We start from the raw sequence: 17,359 nt of genomic DNA, 5'->3' as shown, positions 1-17,359 counted from the left end.
AAAGGCTATCTTTACTAATTTTACGGTAGATGATAAATTGTTAAAATCCCTGAAGATGGTATCTTCAAGGTTAGTAACTTATATGGGACTTAAGTGCCAATTACCTGATCCGGCGATCGGCTCTCATTTGGCGGCACAAAATAATTTTTCCATATAATAATAGAATAACCAATATATAATAATTGTAAGTTTAAGTATAATTTGAATTCGCCTTTAAAACAATAGCCAATTTTCCTTAAGATGAACAATTTAATGCAAATTTTGTACTTTCCTTATAAATCCTATACAATAGAAGACACTGAAAAGAAACATGAAAAAGGATGATTATCATGGCAAACTGGACTGCCTTGCAACAAATGAAACCATTTTTACAGGAAAATTGGGAGAAATCGGGCTTTACCGACGCAACATTGATCCAAAAGCAGACTGTTCCACTTATTTTAGCCGGAAAAGATGTAATTGCAGAATCACCGACAGGAACCGGGAAAACATTAGCCTACATAATTCCGATACTGGAGCGATTAAATGAGGACAAAAAAGACATCCAAGCGGTCATTCTTGTCCCGTCCCGTGAACTGGCGATGCAAATTTTGGACGAGGTTCGAAAATTTACGAAAGGAACCGAAATCGTAAGTTATTCTTTCATTGGCGGGGCAAATCTAAAGAAACAAGTAGAAAAGCTAAAAAGCCGACCACAAATTGTTATCGGTACAACCGGTCGGATGTACGAATTAATTAAAATGAAAAAAATGAAAATGCATGAAGTGAGAACCGTGGTTGTTGATGAGGCGGACAGACTTCTTTCCCGGGAGCATTTAGCTGAAGTAAAAAATATCATTCATTCTACTTTGAGAGACCGACAACTGCTCGTTTTTTCAGCAACCATTACGAAAGAAACAGAAGAAATCGCCCGTGAGCTCATGAATAATTCGGAAATGATTCGGATTCAAACACAACCTGAAAATGCAACTATTCAGCATCAATATATAACATGTGAGCAGCGGGAAAAGATCGATTTGCTCCGAAAAATCATGCATACAAATCCGGGGCGAACCATTGCTTTTTTCAAGAATACCGTTAAAGTTGAGGAAGCCGCTGAAAAACTTACCTATCATGGATTAAAGCTTGCGGTTTTAACGAGTGAAGGAAATAAAATGGAACGAAAAACGGCACTGACTCAATTCCGCTCCGGCGCTGCCCCTCTCCTCCTAACAACCGATGTAGCGGCAAGAGGTCTCGATATTCCTGATATTGCTACTGTCATTCATGTCGATTTTCCAAGTACAGAGGGGCAATATTTGCACAGATCCGGACGCACCGGGCGAATGGGTAAAACAGGAACGGTTATTTCGCTCGTCAATGCACGAGAAGAAAGTTTTTTAAAAAAGATGAGCAAGGAATTGAATGTGAAAATAAGTAGGAAAGAATTGTATAAAGGGAAAATGGTGGATGTGAAAAAAAATCCTCATAAATAGCATAAAGAAGGCGGAGAAAATGTTATTCTCCGCCTTCTTCCTCTTCCATAATCTGGTCAAATGCTTGTGAAACTTTATCGAATTCTTCATCGGAACCGATTGCCGCTAAATCTCCCTCTTCGTCTACTTTCAAGAAAAAGATGTCGATACCCTCATCGGTTTCTTCCTGTAAGTCCTCAGTAAAACTAACCGCTACATATTCAACTCCATCAACAGGAAATGCAGCTAAAACCTCAACCTCGTTTTCTTCTCCTGCTTCATCACTAATTGTAAAAACTTCGCCTACTTCAACTTTTTCCACAAAATCCACCACATTTTTTCGATTTAACAGTTGTTCAAACTAGATGTTAATATTCCCCTCTTTTTGCTGTTTATTCCTATTTTTTCGCATGTCATCAATATTTCGTAATCCCATTTTTAACTTCATTAAGCCAATCGATTGAGAAGCAACTAATTCATGAAGTCCCATTGTTTCATGCCATGCAAGTGTTTGTCGGGACATACCATCCATTTTCCTTTCCCCTTTCAATTTTTCTCAATCGCATTATATGGCTCATTTCATTATTAGGTACATGTTCTGAAACAGAATGGGCGGAATGAATCAGTTTTTAGTAAATACAGATTTAACAATCGTTTTGACTAAATGTACTGCAAAAATTTTTAAAATCACATAAATTGAATGAAATCCTTGAGAATCATATACTTAAAGGGTAATGGAATATACAGGGAGGAATCACAAATGGAATTAGTTGAATTAATTAAATCGCGCCGTTCCATTGGTGCACTTGATGAAAAAGATGTTCCGGATGAAGTGGTTAAAGAATTACTCGATATTGCCGTCTGGGCACCGAATCATAAAAAAACAGAACCATGGAAATTCCGGGTCATTAAAGGGGAAGGCCGGGTTAAACTCGGTGAAGAAATGGCACGTATTACCAAGGAAAAATCAACAGGTTTAAGCGAAGAAGAAGCCAAACAAAAAATTGAAAAAGCGGCAAAAGGTCCGCTGCGTGCACCGGTTATTATTGCATTGGCAGTTAGTCCATCAGGAAAAGTTCCGGAAATTGAAGAAATTGCCGCTTGTGGTTGTGTCCTGCAAAACTTCCTCTTGGCTGCGACGGAAAAAGGATTAGCCACGATTGTCAGAACCGGCGACATCGCCCATGAACCGGAATTGAGGCCTTACTTGAAGTTAGAGGAAAATGATAAAATAATCGGACTCATTTATCTCGGCTATCCGAAAAAGGATTTCGAAATTAAAGCCGTTCGGACACCGGCAGAGGAAAAAACAATTTGGTTTGACTAACGAAAGAAAAAGCGGACTCTTGCTTATGAGTCTGCTTTTCTTATTACCATTTAATATCAGTTTTTAAATCGCTCTATAACGGAAAATCACCCGTATTTTATGAATTTTCCTTAATATTTTTGTTACCGGACAAAATTGCTTAAATCATTCTCTTAAAATATCTTCCAACTTTTTAGCAACAACTTAATGGCCGTGCCCAATTCTTTTTCAGGAATTCCGGCAAATCCAAGAACAATTTTTGGCAGGGTTTCCTCCCTTTTAATAATGGAGTATGCCGAAACTGGATACACTTTAAGACCAGCCTGAAGCGCGCGATCGACAAGTTCTTTTTCCTTTAACCCGTTATTCACTTCTAAAACGAGATGAAATCCGGAATGGGCACCGGACACCGTTAATTCTTGATACGGTTTAAGTAAATCAAGTACCTTCTCTAATTTTCGCCGGTATATTTTCCGCATTCGATTCAAATGTTTTTCAAAGTCCCCGTTCCGCATAAATTCGGTTAGAATATGCTGATCAATTCTCGAAACGGAACATTGATAAAAGGTGAGTTCTTTTTTATATTTTTGCAATAAAGAATCAGGCAGGACCATATAACTGATCCGAATAGATGGCATTAATGATTTTGAAAAAGTTCCCAAATAAATCACTTTCCCGTTTTGATCCATGCTTTGCAGTGACGGAATGGACTTTCCGCTATAGCGAAATTCACTGTCATAGTCATCCTCAATAATAAAACGATTAGGTCTTGCAGCCGCCCAGTTCAACAGCTTTGTACGCCGGTTTACGGAAAGAATCGACCCGTATGGGAAATGGTGGGACGGTGTAACATAAATGACATCAATATTCTTTTCTTCAATTTCTCCCACATTCACTCCTTCCTCATCAACCTCAAGCGGCAGAACATGGTACTCATATTTTTTCAAGAGATGAGAAATGACATGATAACCCGGATCTTCCACACCATAGACTGTTCGTTTATTAAGCAATAGTATTAATTGTTGCAATAAAATTTCTAAACCGGCACCGATGACTATTTGTTCCGGGCTGCAATGAACACCCCTTGCTTGAAATAAATATTGACAAATTTCTTTCCTCAGCTCATATTCTCCCTGTTGATTTCCTGCTAACAATAAATGCCGGTTTTCTTTTTCCATTGTTTGCTTTGCATATTTGCGCCATTTTTCAAAGGGGAAATGTTCGGTATCGACCCAGCCCGGATGAAAGTGATACTTCATTTGTATAATGGGTTGTTGCTCACGGGATGTATTCGTCATTTCCTTTTGAACATACTCTAAATCCTCATAGGCTTGGACAAAATAACCTTTTCTCGGAACACTTTCCACATACCCTTCTGCCACCAACTGTTCATAAGCGGTTTCCACCGTATTTTGGCTAATTTTTAGAAACTCGGCCAATTTACGTTTGGAAGGTAATTTTTCACCAAAAGTTATTTTTCCAGAAGCAATTTCTTTTTTTATATAAATGTATAACTGCTCGTAAATGGGGGTATCACTAGTACGTTCAATGTGAATGGATAACATATCCATTTGAAACACCTCACTGGCATGGTCAATTTTATAAAAACTGACACTTTTAATGGTATCAGATACTTTCTATAATATAGTAAACTTCTAAAAATGCAATATATTAAAACATTGTATTGGTTCAAACCAATCGGGCATTTTACGGGCGCTTATCATCTACCTTTGCTTCTTTGATTTTCCTAAGCCTTATGGGGAAGATTTAGTGACCGTTAATGCAAAAGAATACTTAAAAGAAATGGAGTGGGGAAAATGGAGAAATTAGTTGGTACAGATAAAGTAAAAAGAGGGATGGCGCAAATGCAAAAAGGCGGCGTCATTATGGACGTGGTCAATGCGGAACAAGCAAAAATCGCTGAAGCTGCCGGAGCGGTTGCCGTAATGGCTTTAGAGCGGGTTCCATCGGATATTCGTGCAGCAGGTGGTGTAGCGAGAATGGCAAATCCCAGGGTTATTGAGGAAGTAATGAATGCCGTATCAATCCCGGTTATGGCTAAAGCTCGAATCGGTCATATTGTTGAAGCACGAGTTTTGGAAGCTATGGGCGTTGATTACATTGATGAAAGTGAAGTACTGACTCCGGCTGACGATGAGTTTCATATTTTAAAAAGTGAGTTTACCGTTCCGTTTGTTTGCGGCTGCCGTGATCTGGGGGAAGCAGCCCGCCGGATTGGTGAAGGGGCTGCCATGCTTCGGACAAAAGGTGAACCCGGAACCGGTAACATTGTTGAAGCCGTTCGTCATATTCGCAAAGTTAATGCACAGGTTCGTAAAGTAGTAAATATGAACGACGATGAACTAATGACTGAGGCAAAAAATCTCGGTGCCCCATTTGAAGTGTTAAAACAAATTAAAGAGGCCGGTCGACTTCCGGTTGTTAATTTTGCAGCAGGGGGCGTGGCAACACCGGCTGATGCAGCATTGATGATGGAATTAGGTGCTGACGGTGTATTTGTCGGTTCCGGTATTTTTAAATCGGAAACACCGGAGAAATTTGCCAGTGCCATTGTTCAGGCTACGACTTATTATCAAGACTATGATTTAATTGCCAAATTGTCTAAAGATCTTGGCACACCTATGAAAGGAATTGAAATTTCAACATTGGCTGCCGAAGAAAGAATGCAAGAACGCGGTTGGTAAGGTTACTTAAAGGTGCCAAATGATCCCTTTCATAACGAATTTTACTCAACTGGAAAATCTCCGGTTATGATTTTTAAACAAACTGAATTATAGCCTAATGTAAAGGAAGTGAGATAAATGAGTGATTTAACAATTGGTGTTTTAGGGTTACAAGGAGCCGTTGAAGAACATGTGAAACAAGTCGAATCATTAGGAATTCACGCAATCATTGTGAAGCGGCCTTCTCAACTAAATGAAATTGACGGGCTTATTTTCCCCGGCGGAGAAAGTACCACCATGCGAAAATTAATTGACCAATACGGATTTTTTGAGCCGTTGATACAATTTTCCAAAGAGCAGAAACCGATATTCGGTACTTGTGCCGGGATGGTTCTTTTAGCAAAAGAGCTTGAAGGGTCGGAAGTTGTCCATCTTGGCCTCATGGATATTGTTGTTAAAAGAAATGCCTTTGGTCGTCAGCGGGAAAGTTTTGAAGCCGACCTTGAAGTTGCCGGATTTGATTCCCCTTTCCATGCTGTTTTTATTCGTGCACCGTATATTAAAAAAGTTGGCGGTGGAGTAGAAGTATTGGCAGAGGTAGATAGTCATATTGTTGCTGCCAGACAAGGCCATTTATTAACGACGGCCTTTCATCCGGAATTGACAGAGGATTCCCGCTTTCTTGAGCTTTTTGTGGAAATGGTTAATGAAAGCAAAACAAAAACATTCCAAAAGGCTTAGATTTGCGAAACGCTTCCGGGATTTTGGAAAACAAATACATCACAAAAAGCTTAGCCAAACAAAACTTAACCCTTCTAAAAGTTGGCAAATAACTTTTAGAAGGGTTATTTTTTGTATGAGGTTGGTGCCCTTAACTTAACGACCTGCGAAAGATATGGATGTAGTGCCATGTTACCTATTACTAAGCTTTCGACGCAGCAACTGCAGCGATGGTTGGATTTATGGCAACCGTGCCTTGTTTCTTATTGCTAAGCTTTCGACCGGGTCATCAAACTGTCTTTAATCAATTCTTGAATCTCCTTTATTTTTCCTTCATTGAATAAATCAACAATTTTACTGCCAACGATAACCCCGTCACAATATTCGCCTAGGTCACGGGCTTGTTCCCCTTTGGAAACCCCGAATCCTGCCAAAACCGGGACAGGACTTACTTCTTTTAATGTTTGCAAATACTCTTTTACATGCTCATCATGATGTTGTCTCACACCGGTTGTCCCCATAACCGAAACTGCATACAGGAACCCTTCTGAACGGCGAGCAATTTCAACAACTCTCTCTTTTGGACTCGTTAATGCAACAAGTCGGATAAACGCAATCCCGTGTTGATGCAAAAACCCAGCAATCAAATCTTCCTCTTCTAATGGAACATCCGGAATAATCACACCATCAACACCGGCCCGCACACAAGCTTTGGCAAATCTTTCCAAACCGTAATGAAATATCGGATTTATATATGTCATAAGGATGACGGGAACTTCTCTTCTTGTTTTAAAACTTTCAAGTATTTCCAAAACACCCGCTAAAGTCGTACCATTTTTTAATGCTCTAACCCCGGCCTTTTGAATCGTTGGTCCATCGGCGGTCGGGTCAGAAAATGGGATTCCAAGTTCAATCGCCGCAACCCCGCATTCAGCTAAAAAGCAAATCCGCTCCTCCAACACATTAAGGCCACCGTCTCCCGCCATAATGTAAGGAATAAATAATTTTTCACCACTCGCAAGTTTTTGGGCAAATTTTTGCTCAATCCGTTCCTTACCCATTTATCTTTCCTCCAATCGGCTTTTTACTTGTTCCACATCTTTATCGCCCCGACCGGATAAACAAATAACCATGGTCTCATCCGGCGACATCGTTCTTGCCAGTTTCATCGCATAAGCAACTGCATGGGCACTTTCCAACGCCGGAATAATCCCTTCCGTTTTTGTTAAAAATTGAAAGGCGTCCAGTGCTTCTTCATCAGTTACAGCTTCATATGTGACTCGCTTCGTTTCATGTAAATGACTATGTTCCGGACCGACTCCCGGATAATCCAGGCCTGCCGATATTGAGAAGGCTTCTGTTATTTGCCCATGTTCATCTTGTAAAAGTTTTGACAAGGTCCCGTGCAAAATTCCGACGTCCCCTTTTGTTAGAGTAGCCGCATGCAAATCGGTATCCACACCTTTTCCTGCCGCTTCAACCCCATATAGTTTAACGAACTCGTCTTCAATAAACGGATAAAACATACCGATTGAATTGCTTCCCCCACCGACACAAGCGACGACAGCATCCGGTAACTTTCCTGTCTGTTCAACGATTTGCCGTTTTGTTTCTTTACCGATCACTGACTGAAAATCACGAACGATCAGCGGAAACGGGTGCGGACCAACTGCAGAACCTAGTATATAGTGGGTATCGGTCACATGAGCCGCCCAGTAGCGTAACGCTTCATTGGTGGCATCCTTCAATGTCCCGCTGCCACTGGATACGCCTCTTACTTCAGCCCCTAACATTTCCATGCGAAAGACATTTAATTTTTGCCGTTCAATATCCTCAACACCCATAAACACGATACATTCTAAGCCAAATAGGGCACAGACCGTTGCAGTAGCTACCCCGTGTTGTCCCGCACCTGTTTCAGCAACCACTTTTTTCTTGCCCATCCTCAGTGTCAACAGCGCCTGACCAATTGTATTATTAATTTTATGGGCACCGGTATGATTTAAATCTTCCCGTTTTAAATAAATTTTCGGTCCGCCGAGCTTTTTCGTCAATTGCTCGGCAAAATAAAGCGGTGTTTCCCTCCCGACATATTGTTTTAAATAATATTCCACTTGTTGTAAAAATGCAGGATCATTTTTTGCTGTTTCATAGACTTCCTCCAGTTCCAATAATGCCGGCATTAATAATTCCGGTACAAATCTCCCACCAAAATTTCCGTATCGCCCTGTTTTATCTGGCATTGTATAAGTTGTCAATGGACTCATCCTTTCCCGTCGATTTTGCTTGTTTAATAAATTCACGAATTTTTTCCGTATCTTTTTTTTCATCTGTCTCTACACCACTGGAAACGTCAACCCCAACCGGACCAACAACCGTAATTGCCTCCCGGACATTATCCGGTGTCAAACCTCCCGCCAAAATAAGTTTGCGACGGTCCAACTCGAAATCCTTTGCAATCTTCCAATCAAATGTTTTCCCGGTACCACCGTGATATTTTCCTTTTGGACTATCAATCAAGTAATAGTCACAAGGATAGGACCTTATTTCAGAATGATTGATTAAATCGGCTGAATATGCTTTGATCACCGGTAATGGTAGTTTTTCGGCTACACTTGCCGGCTCATTGCCATGAAGTTGCAAAAAATCCAAGCCCACCATATTCGCAATCTCTGTCATTTTTTCAACCGTTTCATTAACAAATACACCTACCTTCTTTACTTGTTTCGGCAATGCGTTAGCAATTTCCCGGGCCGTTTCAGGGGTGATTTTTCTCCGGCTGTCAGCAAAAACGAATCCGATAAAATCAGCGCCCCCTTGAACAGCTGTCCGGGCTGCTTCCAAAGTTTGAATACCGCATATTTTCACAAGCATGTATGGCTCACTTCCTTTCCTGTAAAATCTTTGTTTTCATAAAGTGACACTTCCATCAATGGGGGTCTTCCTGTCGGTTAATGCTTTTCAGTTTATATTTTGAAATAATGAAACCTGGAACGATTTAAAAGTTTCTTCCAAATTCTCCGCCCGCATAAACGTTTCGCCGACTAAAACGGCATTCGCCCCGGCATTCCGAACACGTATAACATCTCCTTGTTGCTTCATACCACTTTCACTGATTAAAATCGTCTTCATGCCGCGAACCATCGAAGCAAGCCTTTCCGTTGTTGCCAAGTTTACCTCAAACGTTTTTAAATTGCGGTTATTGATGCCGATTATTTCCGGTTCCAGTCGTAATGCCCGTTCCATTTCTTCCTCATCATGCACTTCCACAAGCACTTCCAAGTCGTTTTCAACTGCATATTGGTACAATTCAGCCAGTTGGGCATCCGATAGGGCAGCGACGATTAATAAAATAATGTTTGCCCCTGCTGCTTTTGCCCGATCTATTTGCACCGGATCAATCATAAAATCTTTACATAAAATCGGTAGCCGGACGGTTTTCCGCACCTGAATCAAATCTTCTATTGAACCGTTAAAAAAAGCTTGGTCCGTTAAAACAGAGATTGCTTTTGCTCCAAGTGCTTCATACCTTTTCGCTTGATCGGCAGGATCAACAGTTGTGTTTATCGCTCCTCTTGATGGTGATGACCGCTTAATTTCAGCAATAATATTCATTTGTGAAGAAGCAGCTACTAAACTTTGAAAAGTCGGGACTGGTTCATAGGCAACCGGTTGAAAGGTTTGACCGGTTAATGTCTTTATCTCGTCTTTTTTCTTTGCAATAATTTCATCTAATATGGTCAACTTAAGACACCCCGCTCGGAACTTTTTTACTGTAATCAATTAAGTATTCCAATCGTTTCAATGCGGCACCCGACTCGATGCTTTCCCTTGCCTTCTCAATTCCATCCTGAATTGAGTTAACTTTTCCGCTCGCAAAAATTCCCAGTCCGGCATTCAGCAAAACCGTATCATAATAAGCACTCTTTTTCCCCTTTAGTACGCTCAATAAAATGTCTGCATTCTCCTGTGCAGTTCCCCCACGAATCTCTTCTTTTGCATAGGTTGGCAAATTGACATCGTCCGGTGACAACGTAAAGGAAGTGATTTCTCCATTGTTTAAAAAAACAAGATGATTATCACCGGCAAGGGTTGCTTCATCGAGATTGCCGGCCCCATTAATCACGACCGCTCTCTTTCTGCCTAATCGATTCAATGCTGTTGCCAACATTTTCAAAAATGTTTTGTCATAAACACCAAGTAATTGAGCGTTCAAATGAACCGGGTTTGTTAAAGGTCCGATAATATTGAAAACCGTGCGGATACCAAGTTCCCTTCTTACTTTTGTAAATGGTTTTAATGACGAATGAACATTGGGTGCAAATAAGAAAGCAATGTTATTTTCCTGCAATAATTCTTCAACATGTTCTTTTGAAAGGGTTAAGGAAACTCCTAAGGCTTCCAGCACATCGGCACTGCCTGATTTACTTGTGATACTGCGGTTTCCGTGTTTGGCAACCTTGATCCCGGCTCCGGCAATGACAAATGCGGACGTGGTACTAATATTGAAACTGAAAGATTTATCGCCACCTGTGCCACAATTATCGATTGCGTCGGTAATGACAGGTATTTTAAACGTAGACTTTGCTAAAATGACATCAACGATTCCGGCAATTTCCTCAGCCGTCTCTCCTTTTGCCTGCATGGCGGTCAGTAAGGCGGCGATTTCCGAATCAGTCGCTTTTTCCAGACAGTATTCCGTTACTTCTTTCATTTCTTCAAAAGTTAAATCTTCACCGCTGATCAACTTCTCCAAATAAGCTTTCATCTTATAATCTCCTCTCTTGTTTTTTGTAAAAAGTTACGAATCATTTGTTTGCCCACTTCTGTACCAATCGATTCCGGATGAAACTGGATTCCGTAAGTTGGAAAATGTCGATGTTGAACAGCCATGATTTCATGATCATCAATGGATTTGGCAACAATCTCCAGTGAGTCCGGGATAACTTGTTCATCAATGACAAGAGAATGGTAGCGCATGACTTCCACCGGCTCCGGCAAATCCGTAAATACCCCTTGACCATTATGAGATATAAAAGAAGTTTTTCCGTGCTTAATTTCCTTGGCCTGCCTTAATTTGCCCCCTAATGCCACGGCAATTGTTTGGTGTCCTAAACAAACACCTAAAATCGGGACAGATTGGTAAAAACGTTGCACTGTTTCGATACAAATTCCCGCTTCTTCAGGCGTACCGGGTCCGGGAGAAATAATAATCGCTTCCGGTTTTAATGCAGCGATTTCCTCTATTGAAATTTGGTCATTACGGACTACTTTTATATTCACTTTTTGCTCGGAAATATATTGGTATAGGTTATATGTGAAAGAATCATAGTTATCAATCAATAAGTACATTTCCCGCCACCTCCATTAATGATTTGGCTTTATTCATCGTCTCCATGTATTCCGTTTCCGGGTCCGAGTCATAAACAATACCCGCTCCGGCTTGTAAATGCGCCTTTCCATCCTTGACAACGAGGGAACGAATGGCCAGGGCAATATTCATATCGAAATTAAAATTGATAAACCCAATCCCGCCGGCATATACGCCTCGTTTCTTGTTCTCGAGCTCATTAATAATTTGCATGGCTCTGATTTTCGGTGCTCCGGAAACCGTTCCTGCCGGCAAGCATGAAATTAAAGCGTCAATGCTAGTAAATTCTTCTCTCAGCTTGCCTTTTACTTCTGAAACAATATGCATCACATGTTGATATTTTTCAATTTTCATATAGGTTGGCAATTCAATCGTACCTATTTCGGAAACACGCCCTAGATCATTCCTGCTTAAATCGACCAACATTCGATGTTCGGCCAGTTCTTTTTCATCTGCCAACAGTTCTTGGACAAGCCGGGCATCCTCTTCTTCGGTATTTCCGCGTGGACGTGTTCCGGCAATTGGATTGGTAATAATGGTCCTCCCTTTCGTCTGTACTAAGCTTTCCGGAGATGCGCCAAGAACAATATAATCTTCAAAATCGATAAAAAACATGTACGGGGACGGATTGGCTTCTCTCAGTCTTTGATACAGGTGAAACGGGTTTTGTCTCAACTCGGCGGTAAACCTATGTGACAAAACGATCTGAAAAATATCACCTTTTCGTATATACTCCTTAGCCACTTCTACATTTCTCTTAAACTCTTCCGCTGTTGTATCAGGGGAAAATTGGATTGGCTCCATTACCGGAACCTTCTCCTGGAACGGATTCACTAAAACGGCTTGGAGTTGCTGTAATCGTTCATTTAATCGCTCTTCCGGTTCATAATCCAGGTTCATCACGATTAAATAAATCACTTGATTTTTATGATCAACGACAATCGTATTTTTAAAAACCATCAGATGAATATCCGGCATTCCAATATCATCCGGAAGATCTTCACCAATATACTCATACTGCCGAATGGTATCATAACTAATAAAGCCAATTGCCCCTCCGTAATACGGAAGCGGGAGATTTACATCGATTTTCGGTAATTGTTTTTTGATGACCGTTAAGGCATTTTCGGTTAATTTTTCTGAACGACCGGTCTCATGATTCATCATAGTTGTTTCGTTTCCTATGCCGATAAATTCCAAGTAAGGATCTTCCCCAAGAAACGAATATTTGCCTTTTTCTTCGTGCTGAAAGGTACTTTCCAAGAGAAACTTTTTCTTCCCGGTCAAACGGAGATAGATATCCGTTGGCGTGAATGTTAAATTTTTTATTCGTTTAAATTTATAAAGCGGTGTTTCTCCCATCATTTTTTCTCCCTTCTTTTTCAAAAATAAAAAGCCCCCTGCAAACACAAACGACTTATGTCTGCAGAGGGCGATTGATTACCGCGGTGCCACCTCTGTTGAAAAGCATTAAATACTTTTCATCTTTTTCGGATACGGGATGAAAATATTTGCATTATATTCATCTGATATCCTATCCGTGTAACGCCGGAAAAACGGGTTTACCTACTTAACATCGGGAAAAATTCGATCTAACTTGCAAATCCACATCCCGTCTTTGTTGTTCAGCCCACCTCTCGTAAGGCCATTCAGCAACTATCCACGTACCGGAATCCCACCAACACCGGCTCTCTGCAACGCTTCAAAACTGCCTACTCTTCTTACTCATCGATTTATTCATGTTCTGTTTTTTCTTTACAAAATGCAAAAAGTCCCTCCATCCGTAAAGGACGAGGGACCGCGGTACCACCTTTATTAGCTGTAACAGCTCACTTTAGCGTTTAAGTATTATAAACTTAAACTGTCTCAGATAACGACAAGACAATATCGCCAAAGCCTACTGCGAAATTTTGGTTCGGTTTGGAAGCTCAGAAGCCCATTCTTCTATCCGATCACACCGGTTCGCACCATCCACCGGCTCTCTTTTTGTGTCAAAATAGAATACTCTTCTTCTTCATCGCCTGAAAATTTTCGATTTATTTAAATTAATAATAAAACAATTCAAATCATATGTCAACAACAAATTTTCTTATTCATTTGTTTGTTGAAAAAACGCCAAGCGCATCCTGTTTTGTTCATTGTAAAATGGATTTCATTAATTTGTTTTTGGAATAAAACCTTTTTCAAGTAAATAGTGAATCACGGTTTGAACAGACTCGGCCAATGACAGTTTTTCTGTATCGATGATTAATTCCGGGTTTACCGGTTCTTCATACGGTGCATCAATGCCCGTAAATTCCTTAATTTCACCGGCACGGGCTTTTTTATACAGCCCTTTTGGATCGCGATTTTCACAAGTTTCCAAGCTGCATTTTACATAAACTTCGATAAATTCCGCTTCACCAATAATCTCTCTTGCTTTGTCCCGATCTTTTTGGTAAGGAGATATAAAGGCTGTCAATGTAATTAATCCGGCATCAACCATTAATTTTGCTACTTCTCCAATCCGGCGAATATTCTCTGCCCGATCCTCGGGACTAAAACCTAAATCTTTGTTTAAGCCAAACCGAATATTATCTCCATCTAAGCGATAAGTGTGGACGCCCAGTTGGTGAAGTTCCTTTTCCACGGCAACGGTAAGTGTGGACTTTCCTGAACCGGATAAACCGGTAAACCAAACAGCGGCACTTTTATGTTTTTTTAATATTTGGCGGTCTTCCTTCGTCACTTTTGAATCATGCCAAACAATATTCGTTGCATTTCCCATTCCATTTCCCCCAAATTCTAATTGTTACCGTTGACTTATTTGAGTAAAAGAAGCAAATCTGTTCTCCTGCGGGGCACTTGGTCCACAGGATGAAGGTAGACATGAGTAGTAACAGGACGACTTTAGTTTTAGCCGGCCGGTTTAAACATCGCAAATAGGTTTGCCACGCGCTTTTTTTCCTTCAATCAGTTTGTTGCATATCCTTTTCTTAATACTTCAGCAACTTCCGGACGCGAAAATTCCTTAGGCAAGTCTTCCCCATTGCGAAGTTTTTCCCGCACCTTTGTGCCACTCAAATGAACATGTGCAGACTTGTCATGAGGGCAAGTTTTTGCTGTCGCCATATTCCCGCATTTTGTGCAATAAAAAGCATGCTCGAATTTTAAAATTTGGATTTCTAATTCATCCTCATATTTGGAAATTAATTCTTGCGCCTCATATGTTCCATAATAGTCACCGACACCGGCATGATCACGTCCGACAATAAAATGCGTGCACCCGTAATTTTTCCGGACAATTGCATGCAAAATGGCTTCTTTCGGTCCGGCGTAACGCATAGCGGCAGGATAAATCACGAGCCTGGCCCGATCTTTAGGAAAATAGTTTTTCAAAATAACTTGATAACTCTCCATTCTTATATCAGCCGGAACATCATCGGATTTTGTTTCACCAATGAGCGGGTTGAGTAACAAACCATCGACAGATTCCAAGGCACATTTTTGAATATATTCATGGGCCCGGTGAACGGGATTTCTCGTTTGAAAACCGACGATTGTTTTCCAGCCCAAGTCGGCAAATAATTTTCTTGTTTCAGCCGGTTCGAAATAGAAGTCTTCAAATTGGCCGTGGTCGATCCGGTTTAATAAATAGACCGGGCCGGCAAAATAAACATCACCTCTTTCAAATAATTTTTTCACACCCGGGTGGTTTAGGTCGGTCGTCCCGTAAACAAGTTGTGCTTCTTTTTCTTTATCAGGATAATATTTTTCCTCCAACCGTAGAATTCCATAGACAATACCATCTTCCCCTTTAAGGGCTATCTCTTTACCAATATCATATAGATCCGCATCATCGTTGGACACGGGGAGAGTAATGGGAATACTCCAAAGCGTACCATCACTAAGGCGCATTTCCTCTATCACCCGTAAATAATCCTTTTCCCCCATGAAACCGGTAAGCGGGCTAAAACCGCCAATCGCGATCAATTCTAAATCTGATAAACTCCAACGATCCAATTTTAATGATTTTAACGATTTTACTATATTTAAATAAAACTCTCTTTCCTGACCCGACAAAACTCGCTGAACCAGTTTTCCACCATGGGCCGGAATTCCTTTTTGTTCTTCCTTCATTGTAACAGCCATTAATACCCCTCCCGTAAAATCAACAAAAACCTTTTATAACTGGATTTTTGCTCCATGTAAGGCACTTCTTGGCACAACGTCATCCCCGAATAAAGGATAATGATTGAACGGTTTCGTAAACACGATCCTTTAATGCTTCCTTTATGTTTGGATGGCTTCCAAGTTGCTTTGTTAATATAATTTGCTTTTTTACATCTTTATGCGTAACGATGGTCTTTTGCAAGTCGTTCATTAAAAATCCGGTAAACCATAAATAAGGAACAACCCATACTTGTGAATAGTTACCTTTTAATGACAATGCAAATTCCTCTGCAAAAGACGGTTTACAAGCTGCCAAAAAACAATAGTTTACATTTTTAAAATGGATTTTTTCGCTCAACATTTTTGCAAGCCTTTCAATATCTACTTTCGTTTCCGGATAAGTACTGCCTCTTCCAACCAACAGGATTTTCGCCTGATGATTGATTGGTACACCTGTTTCGTTAATCCGGTCTACTAAAATATCAATTAACCGATCTTGGACACCAAGGGGTTTCCCGTATGCAAAAGATATATTCGGATATTTTTCTTTGTTTGCTTCGAGCTTTCTAGGTATATCAATATAGTAATGGCCGGCACTTAATAGCAACACAGGAATGACAGCGATTTTCGTTACACCTTTTTCAATGAGTTTGGCAATCCCTTGGTCGATATCAGGCTGAGCCAATTCTAAAAAACAACATTCCTGAAACGAAACATCGACCTCATTCATCACCGAAGCAATAAAATCCTGAACTTCCGCTATTGCAGCTAAATCACGACTCCCGTGACAAACATATAAAATTCCCAGCATACACTTTCTCCTCACTAACCGAGTGCTGCCTGAATTGGAAATGCTTGTTGAACCGCATTCCATTCAAACCACTGAATCGTTTCCCTTAACCGGACCACTTCACCAATGACAATCATTGCCGGATTTTGAATATGTTTTGCCTTCTCGATTATATTTTCCAGCGTTCCTGTTACGGTTTCTTGTTTTGTCGTTGTTCCGCAATGGATGATGGCGATTGGTGTGGATGGATTTTTTCCATAGCGAATTAGTCGTTCACAAATACTTGGTAATTGTTTTACACCCATATAGACACAAATTGTGTCCGTTCCCTGTGCCAAATATCGCCAATATTGTTCCGTATCGGCACCTTCTTGTCTAACACCGGAAATAAAAGTAACCGAGGAACTGTAATCTCGATGGGTTAAGGGAATTCCTGCATAGGCAGGGACAGCAGAACCGGCAGTAATCCCCGGAACAATTTCAAATGGGATCCCGCATTTCCTTAACGCTTCTGCTTCTTCAGCTCCGCGTCCAAAAATAAAAGGATCTCCACCTTTTAATCTCGCAACAACTTTACCTTGAGCAGCGAACTTACATAACAAGCTATTTATTTTTTCCTGTGATAACGTATGCTGGTTCGGGCTTTTCCCGCAATAAATTAATTTGGCATCTTTTTTAGCATATGCAAGTAATTCTTGGTTAGCTAAACGATCATAAAGGATTACATCTGAATGTTGGATAATTTTTAAACCCTTAACAGTAATTAATTCAGGATCACCCGGTCCCGCTCCGACTAAATAAACTTTCCCCATCGTTCCACCTCATTCTTTCTTTGTTGGCATCCGCTAACTTTTTATAGACCTTTTAAGGCTGATAAAAATT

The 17,359-nt window shown here is 40.6% G+C and carries 18 protein-coding genes and 2 other annotated features; of the genes, 4 read left to right on the top strand and 14 right to left on the bottom strand.

What is annotated here, in order from left to right:
- Positions 1 to 329 precede the first annotated feature (329 nt).
- Positions 330 to 1,475 (top strand): DEAD/DEAH box helicase, encoded by a 1,146-nt coding sequence (locus tag NSQ14_RS04730; protein WP_269919690.1) that lies wholly within the window; start codon positions 330 to 332, stop codon positions 1,473 to 1,475.
- Between the two features lie 22 nt (positions 1,476 to 1,497).
- On the opposite strand, the gene NSQ14_RS04725 is transcribed toward NSQ14_RS04730, so the two are convergent.
- Together NSQ14_RS04725 and NSQ14_RS04720 are read right to left on the bottom strand one after the other, a co-directional pair.
- Positions 1,498 to 1,776: a DUF1292 domain-containing protein gene (locus tag NSQ14_RS04725; RefSeq protein ID WP_095141545.1), complete on the bottom strand. Its 279-nt coding sequence runs from the start codon at positions 1,774 to 1,776 to the stop codon at positions 1,498 to 1,500.
- Between the two features lie 39 nt (positions 1,777 to 1,815).
- Positions 1,816 to 1,986 carry a hypothetical protein gene (locus tag NSQ14_RS04720; RefSeq protein ID WP_269147483.1) on the bottom strand — a complete coding sequence of 57 codons (171 nt, stop codon included), beginning with the start codon at positions 1,984 to 1,986 and terminating at the stop codon, positions 1,816 to 1,818.
- Between the two features lie 228 nt (positions 1,987 to 2,214).
- On the opposite strand from NSQ14_RS04720, the gene NSQ14_RS04715 reads away from it, so the two are divergent.
- Entirely contained in the window at positions 2,215 to 2,781 is a 567-nt protein-coding gene (locus NSQ14_RS04715; RefSeq protein ID WP_034768603.1) for a nitroreductase family protein, read from the top strand.
- A gap of 152 nt (positions 2,782 to 2,933) precedes the next feature.
- Here the strand turns inward: NSQ14_RS04715 and NSQ14_RS04710 are convergent, their stop codons facing one another.
- Positions 2,934 to 4,331, bottom strand: a complete 1,398-nt coding sequence (locus NSQ14_RS04710; protein ID WP_041847629.1) for a PLP-dependent aminotransferase family protein — start codon at positions 4,329 to 4,331, stop codon at positions 2,934 to 2,936.
- A 246-nt stretch (positions 4,332 to 4,577) separates the two neighbouring features.
- On the opposite strand from NSQ14_RS04710, the gene pdxS reads away from it, so the two are divergent.
- Both pdxS and pdxT read left to right on the top strand, forming a co-directional pair.
- Positions 4,578 to 5,465 carry a pyridoxal 5'-phosphate synthase lyase subunit PdxS gene (gene pdxS / locus NSQ14_RS04705; protein ID WP_034768599.1) on the top strand — a complete coding sequence of 296 codons (888 nt, stop codon included), beginning with the start codon at positions 4,578 to 4,580 and terminating at the stop codon, positions 5,463 to 5,465.
- A 117-nt stretch (positions 5,466 to 5,582) separates the two neighbouring features.
- Positions 5,583 to 6,185, top strand: a complete 603-nt coding sequence (gene pdxT / locus NSQ14_RS04700; protein WP_346216948.1) for a pyridoxal 5'-phosphate synthase glutaminase subunit PdxT — start codon at positions 5,583 to 5,585, stop codon at positions 6,183 to 6,185.
- Positions 6,186 to 6,433: 248 nt separating this feature from the next.
- Here pdxT and trpA read toward each other — a convergent pair whose 3' ends face one another.
- The 11 genes from trpA to cobA all read right to left on the bottom strand — a co-directional run bounded on the left by trpA (position 6,434) and on the right by cobA (position 17,289).
- Positions 6,434 to 7,225 (bottom strand): tryptophan synthase subunit alpha, encoded by a 792-nt coding sequence (gene trpA / locus NSQ14_RS04695; protein ID WP_346216947.1) that lies wholly within the window; start codon positions 7,223 to 7,225, stop codon positions 6,434 to 6,436.
- Positions 7,226 to 8,422 (bottom strand): tryptophan synthase subunit beta, encoded by a 1,197-nt coding sequence (gene trpB, locus NSQ14_RS04690; protein ID WP_034768592.1) that lies wholly within the window; start codon positions 8,420 to 8,422, stop codon positions 7,226 to 7,228.
- Positions 8,397 to 9,038, bottom strand: a complete 642-nt coding sequence (locus tag NSQ14_RS04685) for a phosphoribosylanthranilate isomerase (RefSeq protein ID WP_034768589.1) — start codon at positions 9,036 to 9,038, stop codon at positions 8,397 to 8,399. The genes trpB and NSQ14_RS04685 overlap by 26 nt, the downstream gene beginning before the upstream one ends.
- Before the next feature lie 87 nt (positions 9,039 to 9,125).
- Positions 9,126 to 9,908, bottom strand: coding sequence for an indole-3-glycerol phosphate synthase TrpC (gene trpC / locus NSQ14_RS04680; RefSeq protein WP_034768588.1), 783 nt, complete (start codon positions 9,906 to 9,908; stop codon positions 9,126 to 9,128).
- A gap of 1 nt (position 9,909) precedes the next feature.
- A complete protein-coding gene (trpD, locus tag NSQ14_RS04675; protein ID WP_034768587.1) occupies positions 9,910 to 10,932 on the bottom strand; it encodes an anthranilate phosphoribosyltransferase in 1,023 nt (340 codons plus the stop codon).
- The gene (locus tag NSQ14_RS04670) at positions 10,929 to 11,516 is read right to left on the bottom strand and encodes an anthranilate synthase component II (RefSeq protein ID WP_034768586.1); all 588 of its coding nucleotides are present in this window, start codon (positions 11,514 to 11,516) and stop codon (positions 10,929 to 10,931) included. The genes trpD and NSQ14_RS04670 overlap by 4 nt, the downstream gene beginning before the upstream one ends.
- Positions 11,500 to 12,897 carry an anthranilate synthase component I gene (gene trpE, locus NSQ14_RS04665; RefSeq protein ID WP_346217111.1) on the bottom strand — a complete coding sequence of 466 codons (1,398 nt, stop codon included), beginning with the start codon at positions 12,895 to 12,897 and terminating at the stop codon, positions 11,500 to 11,502. The genes NSQ14_RS04670 and trpE overlap by 17 nt, the downstream gene beginning before the upstream one ends.
- A 63-nt stretch (positions 12,898 to 12,960) precedes the next feature.
- Positions 12,961 to 13,273, bottom strand: a binding site (T-box leader).
- 45 nt (positions 13,274 to 13,318) lie between these two features.
- Positions 13,319 to 13,562: a binding site (T-box leader), on the bottom strand.
- Positions 13,563 to 13,690: 128 nt separating this feature from the next.
- The gene (gene cysC, locus NSQ14_RS04660; protein ID WP_034768585.1) at positions 13,691 to 14,302 is read right to left on the bottom strand and encodes an adenylyl-sulfate kinase; all 612 of its coding nucleotides are present in this window, start codon (positions 14,300 to 14,302) and stop codon (positions 13,691 to 13,693) included.
- A gap of 185 nt (positions 14,303 to 14,487) precedes the next feature.
- A complete protein-coding gene (gene sat, locus NSQ14_RS04655) occupies positions 14,488 to 15,666 on the bottom strand; it encodes a sulfate adenylyltransferase (RefSeq protein WP_043988428.1) in 1,179 nt (392 codons plus the stop codon).
- Positions 15,667 to 15,745: 79 nt separating this feature from the next.
- On the bottom strand, positions 15,746 to 16,498 hold the full coding sequence (locus NSQ14_RS04650; RefSeq protein ID WP_328186217.1) for a sirohydrochlorin chelatase: 753 nt from the start codon (positions 16,496 to 16,498) through the stop codon (positions 15,746 to 15,748).
- Positions 16,499 to 16,512: 14 nt separating this feature from the next.
- Complete coding sequence (gene cobA / locus NSQ14_RS04645) at positions 16,513 to 17,289, bottom strand: uroporphyrinogen-III C-methyltransferase (RefSeq protein WP_034768583.1); 777 nt, start codon at positions 17,287 to 17,289, stop codon at positions 16,513 to 16,515.
- Positions 17,290 to 17,359: the final 70 nt, after the last annotated feature.

The sequence above is a fragment of the Caldifermentibacillus hisashii genome (genome assembly GCF_039654145.1).
Lineage (GTDB): Bacteria > Bacillota > Bacilli > Bacillales > Caldibacillaceae > Caldifermentibacillus > Caldifermentibacillus hisashii.
The sequence above is the reverse complement of the archived record's forward strand: the minus strand, read 5'-3'. Positions and strand labels throughout refer to the sequence as shown.

Excerpts from the sequence above, each read along its gene's own strand:
- cysC (WP_034768585.1), bottom strand. The coding sequence starts at position 14,302 with ATGGGAAATGCAACGAATATTGTTTGGCATGATTCAAAAGTGACGAAG.
- NSQ14_RS04670 (WP_034768586.1), bottom strand. The coding sequence starts at position 11,516 with ATGTACTTATTGATTGATAACTATGATTCTTTCACATATAACCTATAC.
- NSQ14_RS04715 (WP_034768603.1), top strand. The coding sequence starts at position 2,215 with ATGGAATTAGTTGAATTAATTAAATCGCGCCGTTCCATTGGTGCACTT.
- trpE (WP_346217111.1), bottom strand. The coding sequence starts at position 12,897 with ATGGGAGAAACACCGCTTTATAAATTTAAACGAATAAAAAATTTAACA.
- pdxS (WP_034768599.1), top strand. The coding sequence starts at position 4,578 with ATGGAGAAATTAGTTGGTACAGATAAAGTAAAAAGAGGGATGGCGCAA.
- NSQ14_RS04730 (WP_269919690.1), top strand. The coding sequence starts at position 330 with ATGGCAAACTGGACTGCCTTGCAACAAATGAAACCATTTTTACAGGAA.
- trpA (WP_346216947.1), bottom strand. The coding sequence starts at position 7,225 with ATGGGTAAGGAACGGATTGAGCAAAAATTTGCCCAAAAACTTGCGAGT.
- NSQ14_RS04685 (WP_034768589.1), bottom strand. The coding sequence starts at position 9,038 with ATGCTTGTGAAAATATGCGGTATTCAAACTTTGGAAGCAGCCCGGACA.
- cobA (WP_034768583.1), bottom strand. The coding sequence starts at position 17,289 with ATGGGGAAAGTTTATTTAGTCGGAGCGGGACCGGGTGATCCTGAATTA.
- NSQ14_RS04710 (WP_041847629.1), bottom strand. The coding sequence starts at position 4,331 with ATGGATATGTTATCCATTCACATTGAACGTACTAGTGATACCCCCATT.
- trpD (WP_034768587.1), bottom strand. The coding sequence starts at position 10,932 with ATGAAAGCTTATTTGGAGAAGTTGATCAGCGGTGAAGATTTAACTTTT.
- NSQ14_RS04650 (WP_328186217.1), bottom strand. The coding sequence starts at position 16,498 with ATGCTGGGAATTTTATATGTTTGTCACGGGAGTCGTGATTTAGCTGCA.
- sat (WP_043988428.1), bottom strand. The coding sequence starts at position 15,666 with ATGGCTGTTACAATGAAGGAAGAACAAAAAGGAATTCCGGCCCATGGT.
- pdxT (WP_346216948.1), top strand. The coding sequence starts at position 5,583 with ATGAGTGATTTAACAATTGGTGTTTTAGGGTTACAAGGAGCCGTTGAA.
- NSQ14_RS04720 (WP_269147483.1), bottom strand. The coding sequence starts at position 1,986 with ATGGATGGTATGTCCCGACAAACACTTGCATGGCATGAAACAATGGGA.